We start from the raw sequence: 22,763 nt of genomic DNA, 5'->3' as shown, positions 1-22,763 counted from the left end.
GCCAGCGTTTCTCTGCGCAGCGCATCAATACGCTGGCGGCTAAACCCGGACTCTCCCAGAGAAAAATGCAGATGACTCAGCAGTTCGATAAAAATTGCCAGATGATCGGCTGACTCGCTAAACGTTTCGCTTACCTGCATGCCAGCATCGGCTAACAATCGTTTAATGACCCCGTAATTCGGCCCTCCTTCAAGATGGGCCGACGCATAGGGTAACGCCGCGTGTTTTTCCGCCATCAGAAACAGGCTACAAAAATCAGCCGCCAGTTCGAGGGTTGCGTCCTCACGCACCTGAAGCGCAGCAATTTTCTCCTCCAACTGAAGGACTTCCGCTTCAAGCGACGGTTCACCTTTTAGCACCGCGAACCACTCAGCCATTTCGCTGGACTGCAAAAGTGCCAGGCTGTCATCGTCCCGTTCCCGGGAAAACAACTGCGCCAGCCAGGCGTAAACGCAGGCCATCTGTTCTGTTGTAAGGGAAGAGTGTTTTATCATGACGATACCTTCTCCGCCGGAACATATTCGCACTGCGCCACCATTTTTATCGGGCCGCTAAACGCCGTCACGTTATCCACCTTGCCGGTATATTTCTCAATTTCCACCAGCGTAGTATGAGCGCTGGTCGCCTGCGCCAGTTGAGACGTGCCGATATCGATTGTTAATACATTCGGATTGCCGTATTTACACAGCGCCCCAGTTTCTCCGCCGTTATCAGGGTCGTACCAGGCACCTTCATGAATACGCGCCACGCCTGGCGAGTAGAGATCGGAGACAACCGCCCCGGCCAGTACTTGTCCACGTGCGTTAAAGACACGGACAATATCACCGTTGCGAATCCCCCTGACGCTGGCATCCTGCGGGTTGATAAACACCGGCTCTTTACCACTTACCGCATAATGCTTACGCAGCGCTTCAGATTCACAAAGCTGCGAGTGCAGACGGAAATCAGGATGAACAGATTGCAGATGCAGTGGCCAACGCTGCGACCCGGGTCCACCATGTGAGCGTTCGATTTTCTCAAACCACATCGGATGCCCCTGGCAGTCGTCATACTGCATACCGGCAATGGTTTTCGAGAAAATTTCGATCAATCCGCTCGGCGTGCCCAGCGGCTCAAGATCGGGGTCTTCGCGGAATGCCTGATGACGTACAAACATCTGCGGATGTTCGAATTCAACGTACTCTTGCTGATTCCAGAAAACGTCAAAAGCGGGGAGATGAACGCCGCGCCCTTTCCCCTGCTGGCTTCCTTCCTGCCAGATCCTTTTCAGCCACCCCATCTCATCCAGCCCTTCGGTAAAGGCTTCTTCACGATTAAAGCGGCGGCAGAGATCGCGGAAAATATCGAAATCATTACGTGCTTCAAATTGCGGCTGCACCAACTGTTTCATGGCGATAATGCCGCGGTTGGAGTGGTTGCCATACTGGTCAAGATCGTTACGCTCAAACTGGGTCGTCGCGGGCAATACGATGTCAGCGAATCGACAGGTCGAGGTCCACTGATTATCGATGGCGATAACGGTTTCCAGCTTACGCCAGCCCTCAATAATACGATTGATCTGCTGGTGACGATGGAAAGGGTTGGTCCCGGCAAAAACGCACATCTTCAACGGCGGCAACTTGACGGTTTTGCCGTTCCAGTTAATTTGTTTACCCGGCTCAAGAATCGCATCGATAAAACGTGCGATCGGGATGGTGCTGCTGTACCCCTTATAATCAGTGCTGTCATGCACAGGAGGTACGGTGGTGGAGCCAGAAAAACCGCTCAGGATAATCCCTTTGCGGCTTGGCGTGCCCGCGCCGTTGTAGTGCCAGCCAAAGCCGAAGCCACCGCCGGGTAAGCCGATTTGTCCAAGCATTGAGGCCAGCACCACGATCATCCACGCCCACTGTTCCCCGTGCTGCATACGCTGGACGCACCAGCCGGCAATAATCTGCGTTCTTCCGCCCGCCATTTGCCGCGCCAGTTCACGAATCGTATCGGCATCAATCCCGCATATTTTTTCCGCCCACTGGGCATCTTTAGGCTGTCCGTCACTTTCCCCCAGCAGATAAGGCAGAAACTGCTCAAACCCTACGCAGTAGTTATCGAGAAAATGCTTATCGTAGAGCTTCTCGGTATAAAGCGTGTGCGCCAGCGCCAGCTGTAGCGGCACATCGGCCTGCGGATTCACGGCGACGTGTTTAACCTTGTCGCGGCCCAGGTAGTCGTGCGTCGAGGTGATGACCGGATCAACGCTGATAACCGAGATCTCGCCGCGCGCCACTTTTTCTTTCAGTTGTTCGTAGTATTCATAAACATCATGATCCGGGCACCACCAGTTCGCCTGCTGGTTTTTAATCAGGTCGGAACCCCACAGCACAATCGTTTTGCTGTTTTTCAGCACCAGCGGCCAGGAGGTCTGCTGTTCATATACCTCCATTGACCCGACCACGCGCGGCAGAATCACCTGGGCAGCACCAGTGGAATAGTCGCCCCCGGTACTTACGCTGTTGCCGTGCAGCGCAATGGCGCGCGCCAGCATCCCCGAGGCGTTATGGAACATGCCGGTTGATTGCCAACCGCTGGCCGTCAGCAGCGCGCTCGGGCCATAGGTCTTCTGAATTCGCTCCAGCTCCTGATAGAAGAAGTCCAGTGCTTCATCCCACGAAACGCGCACAAAGCGGTTATCTCCACGCTGCGTGGTATCGCTCTGATGGCGTTTACGCAACCAGTCGACGCGGACCATTGGATAGCGAATACGCGCCCCGCCATGCACGTGATCCGGCAGTCCGGCGATCATTTTTGACGGGTACTTATCACGCTCAAACGGTTTGGCTTCAATAAAACGCCCATCAACCACGGTGGCGCGGATTGCCCCCCAGTGAGATCCGGTCAGGATCCCCTCTTTGACGCCAGTTCCCTGCACCTCTGCGGCGTTGGCGCTGCGCGGTGTGAGCAGCGAAGGTCCTAACATACCGGCGACGGTCAAGCCGCCCAACTGCAGTAGAAAACGACGGCGAGATGCCTGAAAGAGATCGTTATTTTTCATTGCTTTCTCCCTTATCGCCATGCGGCTTGTCCGTGGTGTCAGAGGCATTCATCTGCAGATATTTCAGTAAGGTACGTTCTTCACGTTTATCCAGACTGGTAAATCCAATCATGCCGTTCAACGTGCCAATCCAGCCGTTGGCGTCAAAGTGTTCTTTCTCAGGTGCGCCGTGGCACTGGTTACAGGTTCCGTTATAGAGCGAGTCGGCATAAGCCCAGATTGGCTTAATGTCGTTAACCATATCGCCCTTCTGCATCCAGGCGGTGGCCTGCAGCTTGCTCCACTGCGTGTTCGTTTCCGCGACGGTCGTTTGCTCCAGGGTTTTCACATGCTGCTGAATGTCGCCACGAATGGAGGCCACAAAAATGCGTTTACCTGGCAATTGGGCCAGCACGCGCTGACGCCCGTTACTCTCGGTCCAGCCCACAATTTCAATTTGCAGCCAGTCGCCGTCACGCTTTAACACTTTTACTTCAGAAGCAGGCAGCAGTGAGCCCGCAGGTTCTTTATCCCCTTTGGCGGCATAAATAGGTTTGATGTCCAGGGAATAGAGCGTATCGCCATCGTCGTTTGCGTTGGCGCGTAACTGGTCAAACTGCTTACGGAAACCGCTGCTCATATCGGGAAGCTGATGCGCAATACCTTTATGGCAGTCAATACAGGATTGATTGTCCTTGGCCGCAATCTTCATCTGACGCGCAGCTTCAGGGTGCTGTTTCGCGTGATCCATCGCATCATAGTTATGACAGGAACGACAGGTCGCGGAGTTGTTCTCTTTCATTCGCGCCCATTCGCGCTCCGCCAGCTCGGCACGTTTGGCTTCGAATTTCTCAGGAGTATCAATAGAGTGGGCAACAAAGGTCTGGTAAATATCGTTGCTGGCCTCCAGCTTACGTTTCACCATGCCAGGGATATCGGATGGAATGTGGCAATCATGACACTCTGCGCGTACCCCGGAGGCATTCTGAAAATGCGCAGACTGTTTATATTCTTCATAAACCGGCTGCATGCTGTGGCAGCTCACGCAAAATTCGGTTGAACTGGTTAATTTAATGCCAACGTGCGGTAAGACGATCAGCGCGATACCGACCACCATCCCGATGACGACCAGCGCCAACACTGACCAACGTGCGCTCGGTCTGAGCAGCGCCCTCCATAGTTTCCGCATAATAGCCCCTGTAAATATATGGTTTAGTTACAGAGGATCTTATTTCGCAAATGTGAACAGCAACACTGGTCAGGATGAATGGCTTACGGCACAATGTGAACAGATATGAACAGAAAGAGACAACAACCAGGATGTCGCATCACATTGTCATTGTTGAGGATGAACCCGTTACCCAGGCACGATTACAGGCTTATTTTGAACAGGAAGGTTATCACGTCTCGGTCACAGCCAGCGGAGCCGGCCTGCGTGAAATCATGTCACAACACTCTGTCGATCTTATTCTGTTAGATATCAATCTCCCGGATGAAAATGGCTTAATGCTGACCCGCGCCCTGCGTGAACGCTCAACGGTGGGGATCATCCTGGTCACGGGTCGTAGTGACCAAATTGACCGTATCGTTGGCCTGGAAATGGGTGCTGATGATTATGTCACCAAGCCGCTGGAGCTACGTGAACTGGTGGTGAGAGTGAAAAATTTACTCTGGCGTATCGACCTTACCCGCGAGGCGCGACCGGAGGCTAAAGACAACTGCTATCAGTTTGCCGGGTATTGTCTGAACGTCTCCCGTCATACTCTGGAACTGGGCGACGAGGCAATCAAACTCACCCGCGCCGAGTATGAAATGCTGGTCGCGTTTGTCACCAATCCGGGGGAAATTCTCAGTCGCGAACGTTTACTGCGCATGCTTTCGGCACGACGGGTAGACAATCCGGACTTACGCACCGTGGACGTACTGATCCGCCGTTTACGCCACAAGCTGCGGGCTGATTTACTGGTGACGCAGCACGGGGAAGGCTATTTTTTAGCAGCCGACGTGTACTGATACAGATAAACAGGACGGAATCCGCCGGGTGACAACGAGCACTTTACATGCTGGCTGTCGGCATTTTTCGGGGTGAGCACCAGGATCGGTGGGCTGATATTTTCCGGCACCGGCTGCCCTTGTAATACTCTGATAGCCTGCTGAATCGCCAGTTCACCTTGCCAGACCATTTGATCGCTGGCAGCCATAATGATTCTTTCGCGTTTAAGCCCGCGATACACCTGATGCGACAGATAAAAAGAGACGACAGTTAACGGCGCGCCCTGATTGCGCTTCTCCCCCATTGCCGCTTCCGCAGCAATTGCCGTACCGGCCACCACGTCGACATCCGGGTGACGCTCAAGCATCTCCTGCAAAAGGTTACGCTGTATTTCAATATCATTATCGCCCAACGCCACATCCACGATGCGCACCTGACTGCCGGCAATTGCCTGACGGAATCCGGCCACCATCTCACGACTGCCCCCGGCGTCATCAGGTCCTGGCAATAATAAGACCTTTAGCGGTTTGCCCGCGCTCCACTTAACCAAATAGCGGCCAGGCTGATAACCCATCTGGAACCACGGAACCCCAACCCGGGCTTTTACCGTTGCGTCATGGATAGCATTCACCACCTCAATAACCGGCAGCGTGCCAACCTGTGCCTGCAAATCCGGAAAAGTCGTCGTGCTGCTGCCCAACAAAATGGCATCCGCGCCCCATTGCTGGCATTGAGCGATTTGTGATTTTTGCGTGTCGAACTGGCGATACCCTCCCGCCTCGAGCACCTTCAGGCTTACGCCGTATTTTTTCGCCGCCTCCAGCATGCCGTAATTCACGGAAAGCCAGTAGGAATCCTTCAGGCTGGGATACAGCGCGCACAGTTTCCAGACTTTGTTTGCAGTAACGTCCGTTAGCGGCTCCGGCACTGCCTGCTGGGTATCCTGCCAGCGCAGCAGTGCGGACCCGGTCGCGTGACCTAAGCCAGGAAAAAGTGTGATAAGCAGGAAAACCAATACGCGCATGATAGCCTCAACATTGATAAGGCTTTATCCTAGTTGCTTTCCTCTTTTGGACTCAACCTTTTTAATCTGTGGCGACCCGACAGTGAATTTATCTCTGACCAAACGACTGTGGATAGGCTTCGGGCTGATGGCGGCACTGACCCTCATTAGTACGCTGGTTGGCTGGTATAACCTGCGTTTTGTCAGCCAGGTTGAGCAGGCCAATACCCAGGCGCTGATCCCGACCATGGACATGGCGCGCCAGCTCAGCGAAGCCAGCGCCTGGGAACTGTTTTCCGCGCAGAATCTGACCACCGCAGATAATGAAAATATGTGGCTGGCTCAGGGGCGTATGTTAACCGCCCAAAGCCTGAAAATTACCGCTTTACTGAAAACCCTGCGCGAGCAGGGCTTTGACACGTCGGCCATTGAACAACAGGAAAAAGAGATCGCCCAGTCGTTAAGCCATCAGGGGGAGTTGGTTGGCGAACGTCTGAAACTGCGCGATCGGCAGCAACAGCTCAGCCAACATATTGTTGAGGCTACCGCCGACGTTGCCGAAATGGCGCGCGGTCAGGCCAGTAATGCCGCCACCTCGGCGGGCGCTACGCAGGCAAGCATTTATGATTTGATTGAGAGCCATCAGGGGCAGGCGGCGGAACACGCTCTCGACAGGCTTATCGATATCGATCTGGAATATTATAACCAGATGAATGAACTGCGCCTGAGCGCGCTACGCGTGCAGCAAATGGTGATGAATCTGGGAAATAACCAGGCGCAGAATAACCTTGCAGCGCTGGAAACCCAGCTTAATGCCGCCGTCAGAGTGCTTCACCGCCGACAAATACGCATTGAAGATCCGGTGGTACGCACTCAGGTTGCCGGCGCTGTAAATTCGATAAGCCGTTATGTCGATCTGCTGGCCCTGTATCGTCAGGATAATGACATCACCACCCGCTTACAGATCTTATCGCAGAACAATATCGAGCAATTTACCCGTTTCAGTAGCGAAGTGAGTCAGTTGGTAGAAATCATTGGCCAACGCAATCAGACCGGGCTGGCGCATCTCAAACAGGCCAGCCAGCGCGGGCAAACGCTGCTACTGCTGTTAGGTGCGGTGTCATTGTGCTTGTTAATTCTCATTCTTTGGCGCGTAGTTTACCGCTCAGTGACGCGTCCGTTGGCGCAGCAAACCCAGGCGTTACAGCGTCTGCTTGAAGGTGATATTGACTCCCCATTTCCGGAAACCGCGGGCGTTCGCGAACTGGATACCATCGGGCGGTTGATGGATGCCTTTCGCGGCAGCGTTCACGCCCTTAATAGCCATCGCGAACATCTGGCCGCTCAGGTAAAAGCTCGCACCGCCGAACTGCGTTCTATGGTGTCTGAACACCGTCAGGCGCGGGCAGAAGCCGAAAAAGCCAACCAGGCAAAATCGGCGTTTCTTGCCGCCATGAGCCATGAAATACGCACCCCGCTGTATGGGATCCTCGGCACTGCGCAGTTGCTCTCAGACAATCCCGCTCTGGCGCAGCATCAGGAGAATCTGCGCGCAATCACCGACTCTGGCGAGTCTCTGCTGACCATCCTCAACGATATCCTGGACTATTCCGCCATCGAAGCGGGCGGAAAAAATGTGGCGATCGGCGATGAACCTTTTGAGCCCAGACCCTTGCTGGAAAGTACGCTTCAGCTCATGCACGGTCGCGTTGTGGGTCGCCCGGTCGTGCTGGTTACGGATTTTGCCGATGACGTCCCCGACTCCCTTCGCGGCGATCCGCGCCGCATTCGGCAAATCATAACTAACCTATTAAACAACGCGCTGCGCTTTACCGATCGCGGACACATCACCCTGCGTAGCCGATGTAAAGATCAGGACTGGTATATTGAGGTTGAGGACACGGGATGCGGGATTGATCTTGTCCATCAGCGCGATATTTTTCAGCCGTTTGTTCAGGTTAGCGGTAAACGTGGGGGGACCGGGCTTGGACTCACTATCAGTGCCAGCCTTGCGCAGGCGATGCAGGGAGAACTGAGCGTCACCAGTACGCCGGGAGTCGGAAGCTGCTTTCGTCTGCGTCTGCCATTACGGGCTGGCGCGATGCCGGTAGCTAAATCCGTTCCACGTGCCATATCGTTACAGGGTTTACGCTTGCTGCTAATCGAGGATAACCCCCTCACGCAGCGCATCAGTACAGAAATGCTCACCCTCAATGGCGCCCAGGTCACCGCTGCCGACAGTGCGGCTGCGGCGCTCACCATACTGCAGCAAGACGCCCAGTATAATGCCGCGCTGGTTGATTTTGATCTTCCGGATATCGACGGCATCACGCTGGCGCAACAGTTAACCCGCGAGTTTCCGACGTTAAAGCTAATAGGCTTTAGCGCACACGTCATCGACGAAACGCTAAGCCAAAGAACCAGCACCCTGTTTCTCGGCGTTATTCAAAAACCGGTTCCCCGGGATGAACTCAGTCGGCTCATTACCCATTATCTGCACGGTAACGCCCCTCTCCCGGCTGCATTAGAAAATGACAACCAACGGTTAGATACCCAGCAATTAGCCGGGGATATCCAGCTAATGGGATGGCAAAAGGTGCACGAATGGTTAGCGCTCTTTAAGCAACACACCCTTCCTGTATTAGATGAGATTGACGCAGCGCGCGCAGCATATGAGTACGAGAAGATAAAACGTCTGGCACATCAGCTAAAAAGCAGCTGCGCCAGCATGGGGATGCGTTCCGCCAGCAGGATGTGCGCAGCGCTTGAACAGCAGCCGCTAGCTGATTTTTCACTCAGAGAGGAAGTACAACTAAGTCTTACAGAAGTGGAAATGTGGTTGGCAAAAGAAAATTTGTCGCGATTAGCTGAAGCTGAACATCAGAAGTGACGTTGAAATGGTACGCCCTGTAGGATTCGAACCTACGACCTACGGCTTAGAAGGCCGTTGCTCTATCCAACTGAGCTAAGGGCGCATTGCGAAGTGATTACTTCATGCAGATGAAACGCGTGAATTATACGGTCAGCGCTTGCTGAGTCAATGCCTTTTGTTTCGGTTGCTGGCGAAGTGTACGAATGTTGATTTTTTCTGCTCGTTCAAAGGTATCCAGGAAATCACCTGGTAACAACTCAGCCCGCAAAACGTCAGATTTAGGGATACATGTATTTAGAATATTTATGATTTTGCTTAACATTCTTTTATCCCCTCTCCAGTGGTCAGGAACTCTTTAATGTTAAGTATCGCCATCAAGGAAGAAAACAGTCACTTCGAACATGGACTGAAAATCATCATCTCCCATCTGGCAAATCAGTGGCATCAGGAAATTAGCTTTTTACCTGTCGAAGATATCGATCGCGCTGAAATCGCGTTTATCTCACTGGATGAAGATTGGCTCAGCGCCGATTGTTACATGGTTCCTGTCCATACCAGGCGCCAACACCGGGTGGTCATCTGTAGCAAAAACGACAAAGATAAGCTGATGTTCCGCCCCTGCCTGTACATGTTGCCACTGATTTATCGGGAAGATGACGTCGACGAGATAACCAAAAAACTGGTCCTCATCCTGCAAAAACGCGCACTGCGCACTAGCGTGCCCGCGACTATCTGCCATTACTGCACCACCCGCAACTTTTCTATCGAAGAACGCCAGTTCTTAATGTTTCTCGCCAGCGGGTATACGTTAGCCGAAACGGCTCATCTGCTCTCAGTCAGTGATATCCAGGCCAAAGCGACCCGCCGCAGCATTATGAAAAAGCTGCATGTGAAAAACGATCAGCAATTCTTAAGATACATCCGCGCACATCTGAACTTTCTGCAAAATTAGACGGGGTATCTCTGCCTAATTTTTATTGAGAAATATCTCATCATCGATTAAGCATCGGCTCCTACTGTACCTGGCTTCAGGCTGCGAGAATAATCCGGCCATACTATTTCCGGGGTAACAAAAAGACACACCCGGTAATATTTTATCTAATCTCAGAGAGAGGTTGAACTGGATAAAACGATCTTTTGGGCATTGAGTAAGACATCAGAAAACTTCCGGCAGATTATTCTGATGGAGTACGCAATTGCCAGTCTGATGATTGTTGAAGCACTGAAACCCAACGGCACAAGTCAACTCACCTTTGCGCTGACAAAAGTTTGGTTCAGGGATGCCTGTAGTCAGCAATTTATCCAGACCTGCCGCAACAGAAATGGAATGGAAAAGGATGCACAGTGCAAAACGCCGGGACCGCTATCGCCGTATACGAAACGCTAACTGTAGCTGGCAATTTCCCCACTGTACCTCACAGGTATTTGACCGGATCGAGTATCTGGCGCAAAAACTCGAATACACCTTACCGGACGGCACTATATCTCAGGCGATAATTACGACAGACTACTATCTGGCCTATGCGCTGAGTCGACATTTATTCTCAGGTACTCGCACGGCGATCTTCCAGAGCGTTGAATCGACTTTGCTCAGCATGCAAGAGCCGGTAATTAGCCAGTTAGTGATTGACATTGAAAGCTTAACAACCCCTTATTTCGATATACTTGAAAGCCTGCGCCAGCTAATTAAGAAGCATAATAACATCCAAATCTTCATAATGCTTTCCAGTCGCGATGAAGACCTCACTAGATTTATTTCACTGTCCGGTCCATTTTATATCTTGCCACGCAATTTGCGCCTCCCCGAGATGCGCCAGGCCTTATTATCTCCGGTTCTTAACTATATTCATTCCAGGCGTATAAATCAGTTCGACTGGGAGCTGATTACCTTACTATTACAGGGTAACTCCTTAAAAAAGATTGCATTGTTACAGGCACAACCCTACCACCGCATCATCTATCGCCTGAACCAGTTGATTACGCGCCTTGGATTACCCAGCAGGCAGCGCTTTTTGCATCTGATACACCGCCTCAACGTTACCTCTCCCCATTTAATTTAACACCATAACTCATTGTGCTATAAGATTTTTTAGGAAATTACTTATTTTTAAATAAGAAAACAGATCTAATTTTTACAAATATTTAATATTTACAACTATTCCTGGTATTATGCCTGGAGCCACTCCCACACTTAACCTTACTGATCCTGTGCATTTCAATAAAAAATAGTCCTATTGCAGCCTTAACAAAACCTAAACAATTGGTTTATTGTGTCGTTTTTACTGTTTAAAAAAAATTTTCAATCTGCCATAATTCGAACCACAGATAAATAATACCAATAGTCATTAACACATCTGGATCTTTCAGAATATCCTAACTGACATTAACAACCAGGATGTTGTAAGTCTTTTCCGAATGAGCAGAGCAGGTATAATCCCCACAGTTTCCTGATTAATTGTTAGTTTTCCCGGTGTGAAATGGATTTTCCACAAATTCATTGTTCTGCAGAAGAACAACCGAATAAACAAGGATGAAATAATATTTATTCGGCTCTCCCTCAGAACAATTCTTGGCTATTTGACAATATTATAACGCCTGATGTTTTATCAAATTCGCAAGATACGCAAACAGTTTGAGGCATACAACAATGAAACCAGCATCCGTTATCATTATGGACGAACACCCTATTGTCAGAATGTCGATAGAAGTACTACTCGAGAAAAACAGTAATATTCAGGTAGTGTTGAAAACCGATGACAGCCGTACGGCAATAGAACATCTGCGCACGTACCCTGTCGATCTTGTCATCCTGGATATTGAACTGCCTGGTTCTGATGGGTTTACATTACTCAAAAGAATAAAGTCATTGCAGGAGAAAACTCGGGTACTGTTTCTGTCCTCAAAATCCGAGTCGTTTTATGCCGGGCGTGCTATCCGGGCCGGTGCAAATGGGTTTGTCAGTAAACGAAAGGATCTCAATGATATCTACAATGCGGTAAAAATGATTTTATCGGGATATTCCTTTTTTCCTTCGGATACCCTTAATTTCATTAACAATATAAATGCACAAAAAGGCGTCTTACATGACATGCCGCTCTCTAACCGTGAAGTTACCGTTTTGCGTTATCTGGCAAACGGGCTATCCAATAAGGAAATTGCTGAGCAGTTGTTACTCAGCAATAAAACGATTAGCGCTCACAAGGCTAATATCTACTCCAAGCTCGGGTTGCACACCATCGTTGAGCTGATCGATTACGCAAAAATGCATGAATTAATGTAATAACACTCCCGGCGAGATTTCGTTCGGGAGTGTTTTGTTAGCGCATTGATTAGTTATAGTTAATCATGAACGTGGCATCAGCCCTGGCAATGCCAGGCTGAACCCCAGCAGCTAACGCGATATAGTTTGCGAAAAAGGTCAGCGTGGCGTTGCCGTTCTCATCAATCCCCACCGTCTGACTGGCCTGCTCGAGCGGCAATCGCGTACGGTCGCTGTCGTGCAGTTCGATCGCCACCTTTTGCGCCATCACCGCGTCATCAAGCGCCAGCAACGTCGTGCCCGGGGCCGGAGTTCCGGAAAACGTTATCGAAGCGGAACCCGGCGGGCAGCCTTCTAGCTTCAGCGTAAACGCGACCGGTTGAGTGGTATCTCCGCTGGTCTGAAGCTGCTTTGTCGGCCAGGTGCCTAGCTCCACAGACTTATTGCTGTCGCCGGCAATTACCGCGCAGGTAAAGTCCACCACGTTACCGCGCAGTTCAATATTGATTTCCCCCAGCGACGAAGCGGCGTGGCACAACGAGCTGAATGTCAGCAGGCACACCATTGCCAGAAGTGTCCCTGCGGCTGACGTTTGTTTGTTAGTCATAATCCACTCGCAGATAGCCACGGGCTGTAAAAGGTCCTTCGGTAGGCTTATTGCCCGTCACGCTAACCGGCCATGTTCGGATCCCCACGCGTGCCGCGGCGTTATCATCCAGTTGAAACGGGATAGTGCTGGACAGATTATTGGGCGTCAGCGGTTTACCGCTGCTGTCGGCGACAATAAAACCTAAATCGGGATTGTCAGATACCATCATTTGCCCGGTGGCTTTCTCGGCCTCTACACGCATGGTTAAGTAGGCCTGTGCAGCGACGTTGGTGCATTTTATCGCTACCGTTTTGGTCTGCGGATTGATGCCTTCAGGCCGGTTTCCCGCTCCTGCCTTGCTAAACAGCGATGCGCCAATATCACCAAAATCAAACTCGACAATCTGCCCGGCGTTTACTTCGCAGTTTTGTGGAACCTCCACCTTGCCGCTGTAGCTGATGGTATAAACCGGTACGCTTAGCGCATCTCCGGTACTGGTCGTGACATAGACGCTGAACATCGTCTGCCGCGGAATCGGCACCATGTTAATAAACGGGCGGATCACTTTGAGCTTAAACACCAGCTTTGAATCCATCACGCCAAAAGGCTGCTGCTTAGGTACGTTAGGGTGAGTCCCCATGCGAATGTAATTACGCGGGGGATAAAATAACCCGGCATAGCTATCGGTTATGCTCATGGCCCCCAGCAGGTAGTCATTGAGCTTCAGATACTGGAATCCGCCTTCGGTACTTTGAACCGGAAGTTCAGTGACATAGCTTCGATAGGTGTAATTTACCGTTGTCCCGGCCGGACAGGTGGCATTCACGCCAACCCAGCCAGATTTTTCCGGTAACGTCACCACCTGTCCCGGCTGGTTGTTACTACTGTTGAAGACATTCGACAGATCGTAAAAAACATCCGTTGGCGTGCCATTCGAGTTTTGGCAGACCGTCGCCCAGGACGAATGGGCCATCAGCAGTAAAGCGCTTCCCAGTAACAAACCCGTTTGTCGTTTCATCGTATTATTCCTGTCGTGCTGACGGAGATTCGCACGTCACGTTCGTGAGCGTTACCGCTTGTTTCAGGCTCTCCTCTGGCAAGGCATAGCGCGCCACGCAGCGCGCGTTTGCGCCTTCCCCCCATTGGATCAACAACTCGCCTTTTAGCGGCAGGCCGCTCAGGTAGATTTGCCCGTCTTCACCCACCATGCTGGTCACGCCGCTGGTGTTTTCACGCACGACGGAGCCAAACGGCACTGGTTTACCGGCATGTTTGGCGGTAATCAGCGCCCGCACACCGATTCGTGTATCAAACGCCGCCCGCACCAGCGCCCCTTGCGTTGGCACTACGCTACTAACGTTATTCTCCACATCGGTATTGTTGTTCATGGAATTGGTGTCTAACGCGACGCGGTTATAGCGATAGACGGTGGCATATGGCATCACCGCGTATCCACGCCAGTCGGTTTGAACGCCGGTCTGGTTCTCTATCCGTACACCCTGCGCGCCCGGCGCTTTAATCAGCACGTTGGTATCGCCCAGAGGCTGACTGAGCGTAATGCCGTCCGCATGCCCCACTACGCCGCCGGAGAGCTGCCAGTTGTAGTCATGCTGGTCACGGTCGTAGTTGTAACCCACGCCCAGCGTGCCATAGGCCGCCTGCCAGTTGGCGCTGGCGTTTCCGCTATAGCCATTGGTGCTGCTGTGCCCCTGATTCACGCTGTAGCTCAGGTTGCGCCCATCCAGCAACGTACCGCCGATCCCGCTCTGCCAACTGTTCTGCCCGTTGCTATTACGGTTGGCATTAAAGGTGGCGTAGGTGCGATCGAGGGCGTTATCACGCGAGTAACGCCGTCCGCTCAGCAGGCTGAACGGTACAGACATATTGAACGCCAGAATACGGTCGGTGTCGGAGATGCCAACCGATTCATTCCACGACCAGGAGAGTGAATAGCTAATCCCCTGCCAGCCGCTGGCATAGCCCAGTTGATACCAGGTATTGGTGTCTGAAGTATTCCAGTACGTCTGCTGACTACCCGAGATATACAGCGATCCGTAATCCCCCAGATTCTGCGAAATGTTGATCTGGAAACGGCCCTTTTTGCTGTAGCTCAGGTTGTGGTAACTCGTCACATTGGGCACGTCGTGGCGATTGCCCTCACTGTCGTATTCGTACTCATAGCCTTCCATACTGCGATACGCCACATCGTCGAGGGTATAGAAGCCACGCGTTGAGTAGCGATACCCCAACAACTGGAAGTTAGTGCCAAAATTGTTCAGCGATTTCGCATACAAGAAACGCAAAGACTGCCCCTGGTGCGTACTGTCATCCGCCAGTTGGCTGCGCGCATGGGTGAGATCGACAGAAACTGCCCCCCAGTCCCCCAGGTTTCGACCGGTGCCTAAAACCACCGCGGTGTAACGTGAGGCCAACTGCGTACCACCGTATGCGGTATAGCCCTCTGGTAACCCGGCAATTAATGTTCCCTGGAAAAAGAACGGTGAAGATTGCTGGCTATTGCCGCTGCGAAAATCCCCGGCGACAACGTCATACTTAAAACGCCCTTCTCGTTGTAATAAGGGAACGGTGGAGTACGGCACCGTATAGCGTTGCTGGCTGCCGTCCTTCTCATCCACCGTGACCTCAAGATCACCGCTGGATGACGTTGGGTTGAGATCGGTTATTGAGAAAGCGCCGGGTGAAACATAGCTTTGATAAATCACATAGCCATTCTGACGAATGGTCAGTTTCGCTGCGGTACGCGCAATGCCGCGCACGGTAGGCGCGTAGCCCTGTAAGCTGTCGGGATACATACTGTCTGAGGAATAGAGCCGCGCACCGCGAAACCCGACGCTGTCAAAAACGTCGTTGCCAGTGTTGCTGTCGCCCATCACCAGTTCGCCCTTCAGCGGGATAATTGCGCGCTGAAGCCATGTACCGATGTTTTTCCAGCTTTGTGAGTGGTATCCGTCGCCCTTGGAGTAGCTCCACGCACCGTTGTTTCTCAACCGCCAGGGGCCATAGTTCAGACCACTGAGCATACTGAGGAAGTAACTGTCAGTATCACTGCCGCGGCTGCCGGTAAAGCTGTAGTTAACCAGCGCGGCCGGGATCCCTTCATCCCACTCTTCCGGTGGAATATAGCCGCGCGCGCTGTTTAACATTGACGCCTGTGGCAGGCTGACGTTTAAGCGCAGGGTAGAAAAATCAAACGCAATCTCGCTGCCGGGAATCGCCTCAGGTAGATTGATACAGGTATCGTTCGGATCCTTACTGAGTGCCGGAAACGCGGCGATATTGACGCCAAGGCGCTTCACCCAGTCGAGTCCAAAGCACGGCATCAGCCCACCGGACTTCTCCCCGGCTTTTGCCGCACTGGTAGTAAAACGAATATCCTGAGTGGCAACAAACTCATCGTTGCGCCAGATATCCACGCGATAAACGCCTTCAGGCTGGTGATTGCCTTTTTCAAAACGTGATAAATCCGCCACGGTTGCCGTATCCGCAGATAAAAAGGCCGGATTAAAATAGCTTTCCCCATAGCTTAGAGAGGGAAAGAGCGCCGCCAGCGTGGACAACGCCACCCCCGCCAGCGGTGGCGTAACCCCCGGTAACAGGCCAGGAAAATACGTTGTCTTATTCATCGTTATCTCAACGCACACTAACCGTTTTGGCCGGGGTCACAGCGCCATAATCATTGACCGTCTGGAACGTGACGTTGCCCTGAACGCCCGTGGGTAGCAGGACCTGCGCATCGCTTTTCGGCGCAACCATCACGTTATCGACCTTCGTTTTCCCCACATTGAGATTGACCAACGTGACGTAGTACGCTGACGGATTGTTGATTTTCAGGTGGTTGCCGGAGCGGGAAAAGGTCAGCATTCCTGGTGCATCTTCCGGGATTTGCGGCAGATTATTCGGACGAACGAAAAGTTTGATGCGTGACAGAATCGCCAGTTGCAGAACATTTTTGCCCTCAAGGCTGTTTTTATTGACTGACGGAATGGCTTTGACGTTCATCCAGAACAGCGACTCACGGTCTTTGGGCAGCGGTTCACCGGCATAGATGATACGCAGCGTGTTTTCGCTTTTGGGTTCACTAACAAACAGCGGAGGCGTAACCACAAACGATTTTTCTTTAGCGCCGGCGCTATTCTCAATCCATGAATTTACCAGGTAACGTTCTTTGGTATCGCTATTGCTAATAGACAGGGACGTTTGTTTAGCATCGGCCGGATAAATAACGCGAGTGGCGCCTAATGCAATGCCTCCGGCAGCCTGAACACTGGCAGCAGAAAATAAGGCCAGTAAAAGGATAAAACCTGATTTTAGATAATTAAACATAGCTAAAAATACCTTTGATGCGATTATCGTTGGGAAATAAATCAGGGATAAACCAACGTAAACCACACGTCTGAGCGAAGCGTTCCCGGCGTTATATTTTCCGAGACAGCCCGATAGCGGGCAGTGAAATGAAACGTCATCTCTTGCGTTATAATCGGCACATAATGAAGCGGCAGGGCATTCGGTATAATTTGCCGTTGGCGCTCGTCAAATAACGCCAGGCCAATCCCCGAAGCCGCAGACGCATCGCCGCTGGCAAGAAAAACCTGCGGATCTTCCGCTGGCGTCACGCCCGCAAACGCAATCCCAACATGGTCATAAACATCGGAGCTGCACGACGTTAAGCGCAGTGAAAACGGTACGCTGGTAGAGGCGAAGCTTCCCGTCCCAGAGAAAGCATTGGTGCGATACTGCCCCATTTGCACCCGCATATCCTGACTGTCAGTGGCGACCGTACAGGCGCCGTTGACGAGCTGCCCCCGTAAGTGAACGCGGCCACTTTCCAGTATTACCGTATGTGAAAGCACAGGCATTACGCACAGCATTCCCGCCAGCGCCACGCCTTTCCCTATCATCTGCCGCATCCTTCATCATCCCCGGATATTGCCTCATCCATTGAGGCGAACGTCATCCTTGTGCAAATCAAAACGGCTTATTCGTACTTCATGATGAACGTCGCGTCGGCATTTGCCTGACCCGGCGTTGCGCTTGCGGCAGTGGCTTTGTAACGTGCAGAGAAACGCAGGGTGTTGGTCCCTTCTACCAGCGCCTGAGCGGTAGAGAAGGTTGCGCCATCCGGCTTCAGCGCGGTGGACGTATTGTCCAGAATTTCAATCCCAACACCGCCTGCAGTGGTACCGTTGTCTGCAGAAGTGACGGCCAGCAGGTTGTTATTGGTAATATCGGACTGGCCTGAGAAAGCAACAGCTGCGGTTGCGGCAACGTTCGGGTCACAGTCGTTCAGCACGATAGAGAACGGAATTTGTGCTGTAGTGTCACCCACTGCGGCAAAACTGGCAGTACGATACTGGCCTAACGTCACAACCTGATCAGATGACTGAGTACTGACTGCACAGGCTGCATTGACCAGTTCACCTTCAAAATGCACAGTACCGCCGCTAACGCTTACCGGATCGGCTGCAACCGCTGCACCGGCGACTAACATCAGGCTGGCAATAACAGAAGAGGTCATTAATTTACGTTTCATGGATTTCCCTTGAATTACACACATCCGGCTCCAGCATCCTGCGGGATCCGTTTGAATCATTATCGACATTAAATGTCAGGCTAATTATCTCTGCATCCTGTAAAGATATATATCGCATGAGAATTAGCTAACCTTTTACCCCAACTCTCCTGAGTATTTGATTCACTAATTATTCCTCGCGAATATGACTATTCGTCACAGCGATAAATTAAACATTTCAATTAATGAAAAATACCTGCAAATCCTTTTAATGACCCTGGCTAATTCTTAATGGGACCCAGGAAAAATCTGGGTGAGAATGAGGTAAAATCCCTCATAATTAACCGTAACAGACTGGTTTGTGGCGCATTACCCCTGAAAATACCAGGGTGATGAGTTGTTTCATTCACGTTAATTTTGATTAGCATGCTCATTAATTATCCGCAAGGCTTATGCCTTTGTCCTGATCCCATTCGCAGATCGTGACGCCCCCTGGCGCACGTAAAAATGCAAACGAAAACTGACAGCACGTCCCGCTTCTGACAAAATAGCGGCATCCCCTTCGATTTAACGTAACAGACGGAATCCTCTCTCTGATGGCAGCAAAGATTATTGACGGTAAAACGATTGCGCAGCAGGTTCGCTCTGAGGTTGCTCAAAAAGTTCAGGCGCGTTTAGCGGCTGGATTACGCGCCCCAGGCCTGGCTGTTGTGCTGGTAGGTAGCAACCCGGCTTCGCAGATTTATGTCGCGAGTAAACGCAAAGCCTGTGACGAGGTGGGGTTTGTCTCCCGCTCCTATGACCTGCCTGAAACCACCAGCGAGGCGGAGCTGCTCGAGCTGATCGATACGCTCAATGCAGATACCACCATCGACGGTATTCTGGTCCAGCTACCGTTACCTGCGGGTATCGACAACGTTAAAGTTCTCGAGCGTATTGCGCCGGATAAAGACGTTGACGGTTTCCACCCGTATAACGTTGGTCGCCTGTGCCAGCGTGCGCCGCGCCTGCGCCCGTGTACTCCGCGCGGTATTGTGACTCTGCTTGAGCGTTACAATATCGACACCTACGGTCTGAATGCGGTCGTTATTGGCGCGTCGAATATTGTTGGCCGCCCGATGAGCATGGAGCTGCTGCTGGCTGGCTGCACCACCACCGTCACCCACCGGTTCACCAAAGATCTGCGTCGCCATGTAGAGCATGCAGACCTGCTGATTGTTGCCGTCGGCAAACCTGGCTTTATTCCCGGCGAGTGGATCAAAGAAGGTGCGATTGTGATTGATGTCGGCATCAACCGTCTGGAGAATGGTAAGGTTGTTGGCGATGTGGTCTTTGAAGATGCAGCCGCACGCGCGTCATATATCACGCCGGTACCCGGCGGCGTAGGCCCAATGACGGTCGCCACACTTATCGAAAACACGCTGCAGGCGTGTGTTGAATATCATGATGTAAAGGACGTTTAAGATGGCGACATTTTCACTGGGTAAACACCCACACGTTGAACTCTGCGATTTACTGAAGCTGGAAGGCTGGAGCGAAAGCGGCGCCCAGGCAAAAATTGCTATTGGCGAAGGGTTAGTGAAGGTCGATGGTGCTGTAGAAACGCGTAAACGCTGCAAAATCGTTGCCGGACAGACCGTCAGCTTTGAAGGCCACAGCATTAACGTCGTGGCGTGATCCCAGGTGCCGGATGAGGTTAACCCCTGTCCGGCCACTTCCTCTCTCCTTTTCAGATAATGACTTCATCACCACTTCACAGTGAACTGTTAGCATGTTGTTTTTCCACATGAAGCGATCATCATGCCAACAATCGTTACCCACGCTGCCGTTCCTCTCTGTTTAGGATTAGGTCTCGGGCGTAAAGTCATCCCCCCGCAATTACTGTTTACTGGCGTCATTCTGGCTATGTTGCCGGATGCCGACGTACTGTCGTTTAAGCTTGGCGTCGCCTACGGCAACGTGTTTGGTCACCGCGGTTTTACCCATTCGCTGCTGTTCGCCTTCGTGGTGCCGCTGCTCGGCGTATGGATGGGTCGACGATGGTTTAAGGCAGGCTTAATTCGCTGCTGGCTATTCCTGACGGTTTCACTGCTGTCGCACAGCCTGTTGGATTCGGTCACCACTGGCGGCAAAGGCGTCGGCTGGCTGTGGCCGTGGTCGGATGAACGCTTCTTTGCACCGTGGCAGGTGATTAAAGTCGCCCCGTTTGCGCTATCACGCTACGCCACACCATACGGGCACCAGGTGATAATTTCGGAGTTGATATGGGTATGGCTACCGGGAGTTATGATGATGGGTGTGCTGTGGTGGTATCGGAAATATTAATTTGCCGGATACGACAAGCGTCTTATCCGACCGACATTCGTACATTGATTGCCGGACAGGGCGCGAGCCGCCATCCGGCAATCAATATCATTACTTACGGCGCCAGGTAGTGCCCTGCGGGCCATCTTCCAGCACGATACCCATCTCATTGAGACGGTCACGCGCGGCGTCAGCTGCCGCCCAGTCTTTGGCTTTACGGGCATCCAGACGCTGCTGGATTAACGCTTCAATTTCAGCAACTTCACCGTCATCCGCCTGCGCACCGCTTTGCAGGAATGCTTCGGGCTCCTGTTCCAGCAGGCCCAGCACGCTGGAAAGCTTACGCAGATGCGAAGCCATACCGTTAGCCGCCGCCATATCTTCACCCTTCAGGCGGTTAACCTCACGCGCCATATCAAACAGCACGGAGTAGGCTTCCGGCGTATTGAAGTCATCGTCCATCGCTTCAATGAAGCGTGCTTCAAAGGCTTCGCCACCGGCTGGGGCAACGGACTTATCGGTGCCGCGCAGCGCGGTATACAGACGCTCCAGTGCAGAGCGCGCCTGCTTCAGGTTCTCTTCGCTGTAGTTTAACTGGCTACGGTAATGACCAGACATCAGGAAGTAGCGAATGGTTTCGGCGTCGTAGTATTTCAGCACGTCACGCACGGTAAAGAAGTTGCCCAACGATTTGGACATTTTCTCCCGGTCAACCATCACCATCCCGGAGTGCATCCAGTAATTAACGTATTCACCGTCATGCGCACAGGTGGACTGAGCGATTTCGTTTTCATGGTGCGGGAACATCAGATCCGAACCACCGCCATGAATATCAAAATGGTTGCCCAACTGTTTGCAGTTCATCGCCGAACATTCGATGTGCCAGCCAGGACGACCCGCACCCCACGGAGACGGCCAGCTCGGCTCGCCTTCTTTGGACATTTTCCACAGCACGAAGTCCATCGGGTTGCGCTTCACATCAACCACATCAACGCGTGCGCCCGCCTGCAGCTGATCCAGATCCTGGCGTGACAGCTGACCATAGTTCGGGTCAGTCGGCACGTCGAACATCACGTCGCCGTTATCAGCGACATAAGCGTGACCTTTGGCAATCAGCTGTTCAGTGATTTCAATAATCTCAGCGATATGGTGCGTAGCGCGCGGCTCCAGATCCGGACGCAGAATATTCAGCGCGTCGAAATCGCTATGCATTTCCGCGATCATTCTGTCGACCAACGCCACAAAGCTCTCACCGTTTTCATTCGCGCGCTTGATGATTTTGTCATCGATATCAGTAATATTGCGCACATACTTCAGCTTATAGCCGAGGAAGCGCAGATAGCGAGCGACAACGTCGAAAGAAACGAAGGTACGTCCGTGGCCAATATGACAGAGATCGTAAACGGTAATACCACACACGTACATGCCGACTTCCCCGGCATGAATAGGTTTGAATTCCTCTTTTTGGCGCGTCAGTGTATTAAAGATTTTTAACATCGAAGATTCCGTGTAGACGTGTGTGGATAGTAAAGTCTGTATAATACCCATAATTTAGACCGGAAGCAGCACACTTTGCGAGGTGATCGCAGCTTGCGGTTATGCTATAACACACCCCTAACTCTGACCCTTCACGGGGTCGAAGCACCAATCTATCGGAACAGGATGCAAAAATGGTTACTTTCCACACTAATCACGGCGATATCGTAATCAAAACGTTTGATGATAAAGCGCCTGAAACAGTTAAAAACTTCCTGGACTACTGCCGCGAAGGTTTTTACAACAACACCATTTTCCACCGTGTTATTAACGGTTTCATGATCCAGGGCGGCGGTTTCGAACCTGGCATGAAGCAAAAAGCCACGAAAGAAGCGATCAAAAACGAAGCGAACAACGGTCTGAAAAACACCCGTGGTACGCTGGCGATGGCGCGTACTCAGGCTCCGCACTCCGCAACCGCACAGTTCTTCATCAACGTTGCAGACAACGACTTCCTGAACTTCTCCGGCGAAAGCATGCAGGGTTGGGGTTATTGCGTGTTTGCTGAAGTTGTTGAAGGCATGGACGTGGTTGATAAAATCAAAGGCGTTTCCACTGGTCGCAGCGGTATGCACCAGGATGTGCCAAAAGAAGACGTCATCATCGAAAACGTGACCGTTAGCGAGTAATCGTGACGACACTGTTTATTGCAGATCTTCACCTCTGC

At 51.9% G+C, this 22,763-nt stretch carries 21 protein-coding genes and 1 tRNA gene; 9 read left to right on the top strand and 13 right to left on the bottom strand.

The window, feature by feature from the left end; genetic code table 11:
- The 3 genes from torD to torC all read right to left on the bottom strand — a co-directional run.
- The coding region (gene torD, locus FDW87_RS04115; protein WP_252362992.1) for a molecular chaperone TorD at positions 1-494 on the bottom strand (494 nt) is incomplete at its 3' end.
- Complete coding sequence (gene torA, locus FDW87_RS04110) at positions 491-3,031, bottom strand: trimethylamine-N-oxide reductase TorA (RefSeq protein ID WP_016152139.1); 2,541 nt, start codon at positions 3,029-3,031, stop codon at positions 491-493. The genes torD and torA, both read right to left, overlap by 4 nt.
- Positions 3,021-4,199 carry a pentaheme c-type cytochrome TorC gene (torC, locus tag FDW87_RS04105; protein WP_016152138.1) on the bottom strand — a complete coding sequence of 393 codons (1,179 nt, stop codon included), beginning with the start codon at positions 4,197-4,199 and terminating at the stop codon, positions 3,021-3,023. Before torC ends, torA begins: the two co-directional genes overlap by 11 nt.
- Positions 4,200-4,330: 131 nt before the next feature.
- On the opposite strand from torC, the gene torR reads away from it, so the two are divergent.
- Complete coding sequence (torR, locus tag FDW87_RS04100) at positions 4,331-5,023, top strand: two-component system response regulator TorR (RefSeq protein ID WP_019076211.1); 693 nt, start codon at positions 4,331-4,333, stop codon at positions 5,021-5,023.
- Here torR and torT read toward each other — a convergent pair.
- Positions 4,996-6,027 (bottom strand): TMAO reductase system periplasmic protein TorT, encoded by a 1,032-nt coding sequence (gene torT, locus FDW87_RS04095; protein WP_016152136.1) that lies wholly within the window; start codon positions 6,025-6,027, stop codon positions 4,996-4,998. The two genes, torR and torT, sit on opposite strands and share 28 nt — an antisense overlap.
- 82 nt (positions 6,028-6,109) lie before the next feature.
- Between torT and torS the strand changes: the two genes are divergently transcribed.
- Entirely contained in the window at positions 6,110-8,896 is a 2,787-nt protein-coding gene (gene torS / locus FDW87_RS04090; protein WP_137379473.1) for a TMAO reductase system sensor histidine kinase/response regulator TorS, read from the top strand.
- 8 nt (positions 8,897-8,904) lie between these two features.
- Here the strand turns inward: torS and FDW87_RS04085 are convergent.
- Together FDW87_RS04085 and FDW87_RS04080 are read right to left on the bottom strand one after the other, a co-directional pair.
- Positions 8,905-8,981, bottom strand: a tRNA-Arg gene (locus tag FDW87_RS04085).
- Positions 8,982-9,020: 39 nt separating this feature from the next.
- Entirely contained in the window at positions 9,021-9,200 is a 180-nt protein-coding gene (locus tag FDW87_RS04080) for a hypothetical protein (protein WP_016152134.1), read from the bottom strand.
- Between the two features lie 36 nt (positions 9,201-9,236).
- Between FDW87_RS04080 and fimW the strand changes: the two genes are divergently transcribed.
- The 3 genes from fimW (at position 9,237) to fimZ (ending at position 12,158) form a co-directional block, all read left to right on the top strand.
- On the top strand, positions 9,237-9,830 hold the full coding sequence (fimW, locus tag FDW87_RS04075) for a fimbria biosynthesis transcriptional regulator FimW (protein ID WP_016155913.1): 594 nt from the start codon (positions 9,237-9,239) through the stop codon (positions 9,828-9,830).
- A 385-nt stretch (positions 9,831-10,215) separates the two neighbouring features.
- On the top strand, positions 10,216-10,938 hold the full coding sequence (locus FDW87_RS04070; RefSeq protein ID WP_101700640.1) for a fimbriae Y protein: 723 nt from the start codon (positions 10,216-10,218) through the stop codon (positions 10,936-10,938).
- A gap of 587 nt (positions 10,939-11,525) precedes the next feature.
- The gene (fimZ, locus tag FDW87_RS04065) at positions 11,526-12,158 is read left to right on the top strand and encodes a fimbria biosynthesis transcriptional regulator FimZ (RefSeq protein WP_016152131.1); all 633 of its coding nucleotides are present in this window, start codon (positions 11,526-11,528) and stop codon (positions 12,156-12,158) included.
- Between the two features lie 49 nt (positions 12,159-12,207).
- Here the strand turns inward: fimZ and sfmF are convergent, their stop codons facing one another.
- The 6 genes from sfmF to fimA all read right to left on the bottom strand — a co-directional run bounded on the left by sfmF (position 12,208) and on the right by fimA (position 18,277).
- Entirely contained in the window at positions 12,208-12,744 is a 537-nt protein-coding gene (sfmF, locus tag FDW87_RS04060; RefSeq protein WP_109018107.1) for a fimbria assembly protein, read from the bottom strand.
- Positions 12,737-13,744, bottom strand: coding sequence for a type 1 fimbria D-mannose specific adhesin FimH (gene fimH, locus FDW87_RS04055; protein ID WP_109018108.1), 1,008 nt, complete (start codon positions 13,742-13,744; stop codon positions 12,737-12,739). Before fimH ends, sfmF begins: the two co-directional genes overlap by 8 nt.
- 4 nt (positions 13,745-13,748) lie before the next feature.
- Positions 13,749-16,370, bottom strand: coding sequence for a fimbrial biogenesis usher protein (locus FDW87_RS04050; protein ID WP_046276060.1), 2,622 nt, complete (start codon positions 16,368-16,370; stop codon positions 13,749-13,751).
- A 7-nt stretch (positions 16,371-16,377) separates the two neighbouring features.
- A complete protein-coding gene (gene fimC, locus FDW87_RS04045; protein WP_016152127.1) occupies positions 16,378-17,070 on the bottom strand; it encodes a type 1 fimbria chaperone FimC in 693 nt (230 codons plus the stop codon).
- 41 nt (positions 17,071-17,111) lie between these two features.
- Positions 17,112-17,645: a type 1 fimbrial protein subunit FimI gene (fimI, locus tag FDW87_RS04040; RefSeq protein ID WP_019076203.1), complete on the bottom strand. Its 534-nt coding sequence runs from the start codon at positions 17,643-17,645 to the stop codon at positions 17,112-17,114.
- Between the two features lie 77 nt (positions 17,646-17,722).
- Positions 17,723-18,277, bottom strand: coding sequence for a type 1 fimbrial major subunit FimA (fimA, locus tag FDW87_RS04035; RefSeq protein WP_032946983.1), 555 nt, complete (start codon positions 18,275-18,277; stop codon positions 17,723-17,725).
- Positions 18,278-18,852: 575 nt separating this feature from the next.
- On the opposite strand from fimA, the gene folD reads away from it, so the two are divergent.
- The 3 genes from folD to FDW87_RS04020 all read left to right on the top strand — a co-directional run bounded on the left by folD (position 18,853) and on the right by FDW87_RS04020 (position 20,581).
- On the top strand, positions 18,853-19,719 hold the full coding sequence (folD, locus tag FDW87_RS04030) for a bifunctional methylenetetrahydrofolate dehydrogenase/methenyltetrahydrofolate cyclohydrolase FolD (RefSeq protein WP_003021887.1): 867 nt from the start codon (positions 18,853-18,855) through the stop codon (positions 19,717-19,719).
- A 1-nt stretch (position 19,720) separates the two neighbouring features.
- Positions 19,721-19,933 (top strand): ribosome-associated protein YbcJ, encoded by a 213-nt coding sequence (gene ybcJ, locus FDW87_RS04025; RefSeq protein WP_016152124.1) that lies wholly within the window; start codon positions 19,721-19,723, stop codon positions 19,931-19,933.
- Positions 19,934-20,056: 123 nt separating this feature from the next.
- Entirely contained in the window at positions 20,057-20,581 is a 525-nt protein-coding gene (locus FDW87_RS04020; protein WP_019076201.1) for a metal-dependent hydrolase, read from the top strand.
- 90 nt (positions 20,582-20,671) lie between these two features.
- Here FDW87_RS04020 and cysS read toward each other — a convergent pair whose 3' ends face one another.
- Positions 20,672-22,057, bottom strand: a complete 1,386-nt coding sequence (gene cysS / locus FDW87_RS04015) for a cysteine--tRNA ligase (RefSeq protein ID WP_006685638.1) — start codon at positions 22,055-22,057, stop codon at positions 20,672-20,674.
- Between the two features lie 173 nt (positions 22,058-22,230).
- On the opposite strand from cysS, the gene ppiB reads away from it, so the two are divergent.
- On the top strand, positions 22,231-22,725 hold the full coding sequence (ppiB, locus tag FDW87_RS04010) for a peptidylprolyl isomerase B (RefSeq protein ID WP_003021875.1): 495 nt from the start codon (positions 22,231-22,233) through the stop codon (positions 22,723-22,725).
- Positions 22,726-22,763: the final 38 nt, after the last annotated feature.

The sequence above is a fragment of the Citrobacter sp. wls826 genome, assembly GCF_005281245.1.
Lineage (GTDB): Bacteria > Pseudomonadota > Gammaproteobacteria > Enterobacterales > Enterobacteriaceae > Citrobacter > Citrobacter braakii.
This window is presented reverse-complemented; position numbering and strand designations above follow the sequence as displayed.

Bases quoted from the DNA above. Each gene is read 5' to 3' on its own strand.
- torA (WP_016152139.1), bottom strand. From the start codon at position 3,031: ATGAAAAATAACGATCTCTTTCAGGCATCTCGCCGTCGTTTTCTACTG.
- torC (WP_016152138.1), bottom strand. From the start codon at position 4,199: ATGCGGAAACTATGGAGGGCGCTGCTCAGACCGAGCGCACGTTGGTCA.
- torR (WP_019076211.1), top strand. From the start codon at position 4,331: ATGTCGCATCACATTGTCATTGTTGAGGATGAACCCGTTACCCAGGCA.
- torT (WP_016152136.1), bottom strand. From the start codon at position 6,027: ATGCGCGTATTGGTTTTCCTGCTTATCACACTTTTTCCTGGCTTAGGT.
- FDW87_RS04080 (WP_016152134.1), bottom strand. From the start codon at position 9,200: ATGTTAAGCAAAATCATAAATATTCTAAATACATGTATCCCTAAATCT.
- fimW (WP_016155913.1), top strand. From the start codon at position 9,237: ATGTTAAGTATCGCCATCAAGGAAGAAAACAGTCACTTCGAACATGGA.
- FDW87_RS04070 (WP_101700640.1), top strand. From the start codon at position 10,216: ATGCACAGTGCAAAACGCCGGGACCGCTATCGCCGTATACGAAACGCT.
- fimZ (WP_016152131.1), top strand. From the start codon at position 11,526: ATGAAACCAGCATCCGTTATCATTATGGACGAACACCCTATTGTCAGA.
- sfmF (WP_109018107.1), bottom strand. From the start codon at position 12,744: ATGACTAACAAACAAACGTCAGCCGCAGGGACACTTCTGGCAATGGTG.
- fimH (WP_109018108.1), bottom strand. From the start codon at position 13,744: ATGAAACGACAAACGGGTTTGTTACTGGGAAGCGCTTTACTGCTGATG.
- FDW87_RS04050 (WP_046276060.1), bottom strand. From the start codon at position 16,370: ATGAATAAGACAACGTATTTTCCTGGCCTGTTACCGGGGGTTACGCCA.
- fimC (WP_016152127.1), bottom strand. From the start codon at position 17,070: ATGTTTAATTATCTAAAATCAGGTTTTATCCTTTTACTGGCCTTATTT.
- fimI (WP_019076203.1), bottom strand. From the start codon at position 17,645: ATGATAGGGAAAGGCGTGGCGCTGGCGGGAATGCTGTGCGTAATGCCT.
- fimA (WP_032946983.1), bottom strand. From the start codon at position 18,277: ATGAAACGTAAATTAATGACCTCTTCTGTTATTGCCAGCCTGATGTTA.
- folD (WP_003021887.1), top strand. From the start codon at position 18,853: ATGGCAGCAAAGATTATTGACGGTAAAACGATTGCGCAGCAGGTTCGC.
- ybcJ (WP_016152124.1), top strand. From the start codon at position 19,721: ATGGCGACATTTTCACTGGGTAAACACCCACACGTTGAACTCTGCGAT.
- FDW87_RS04020 (WP_019076201.1), top strand. From the start codon at position 20,057: ATGCCAACAATCGTTACCCACGCTGCCGTTCCTCTCTGTTTAGGATTA.
- cysS (WP_006685638.1), bottom strand. From the start codon at position 22,057: ATGTTAAAAATCTTTAATACACTGACGCGCCAAAAAGAGGAATTCAAA.
- ppiB (WP_003021875.1), top strand. From the start codon at position 22,231: ATGGTTACTTTCCACACTAATCACGGCGATATCGTAATCAAAACGTTT.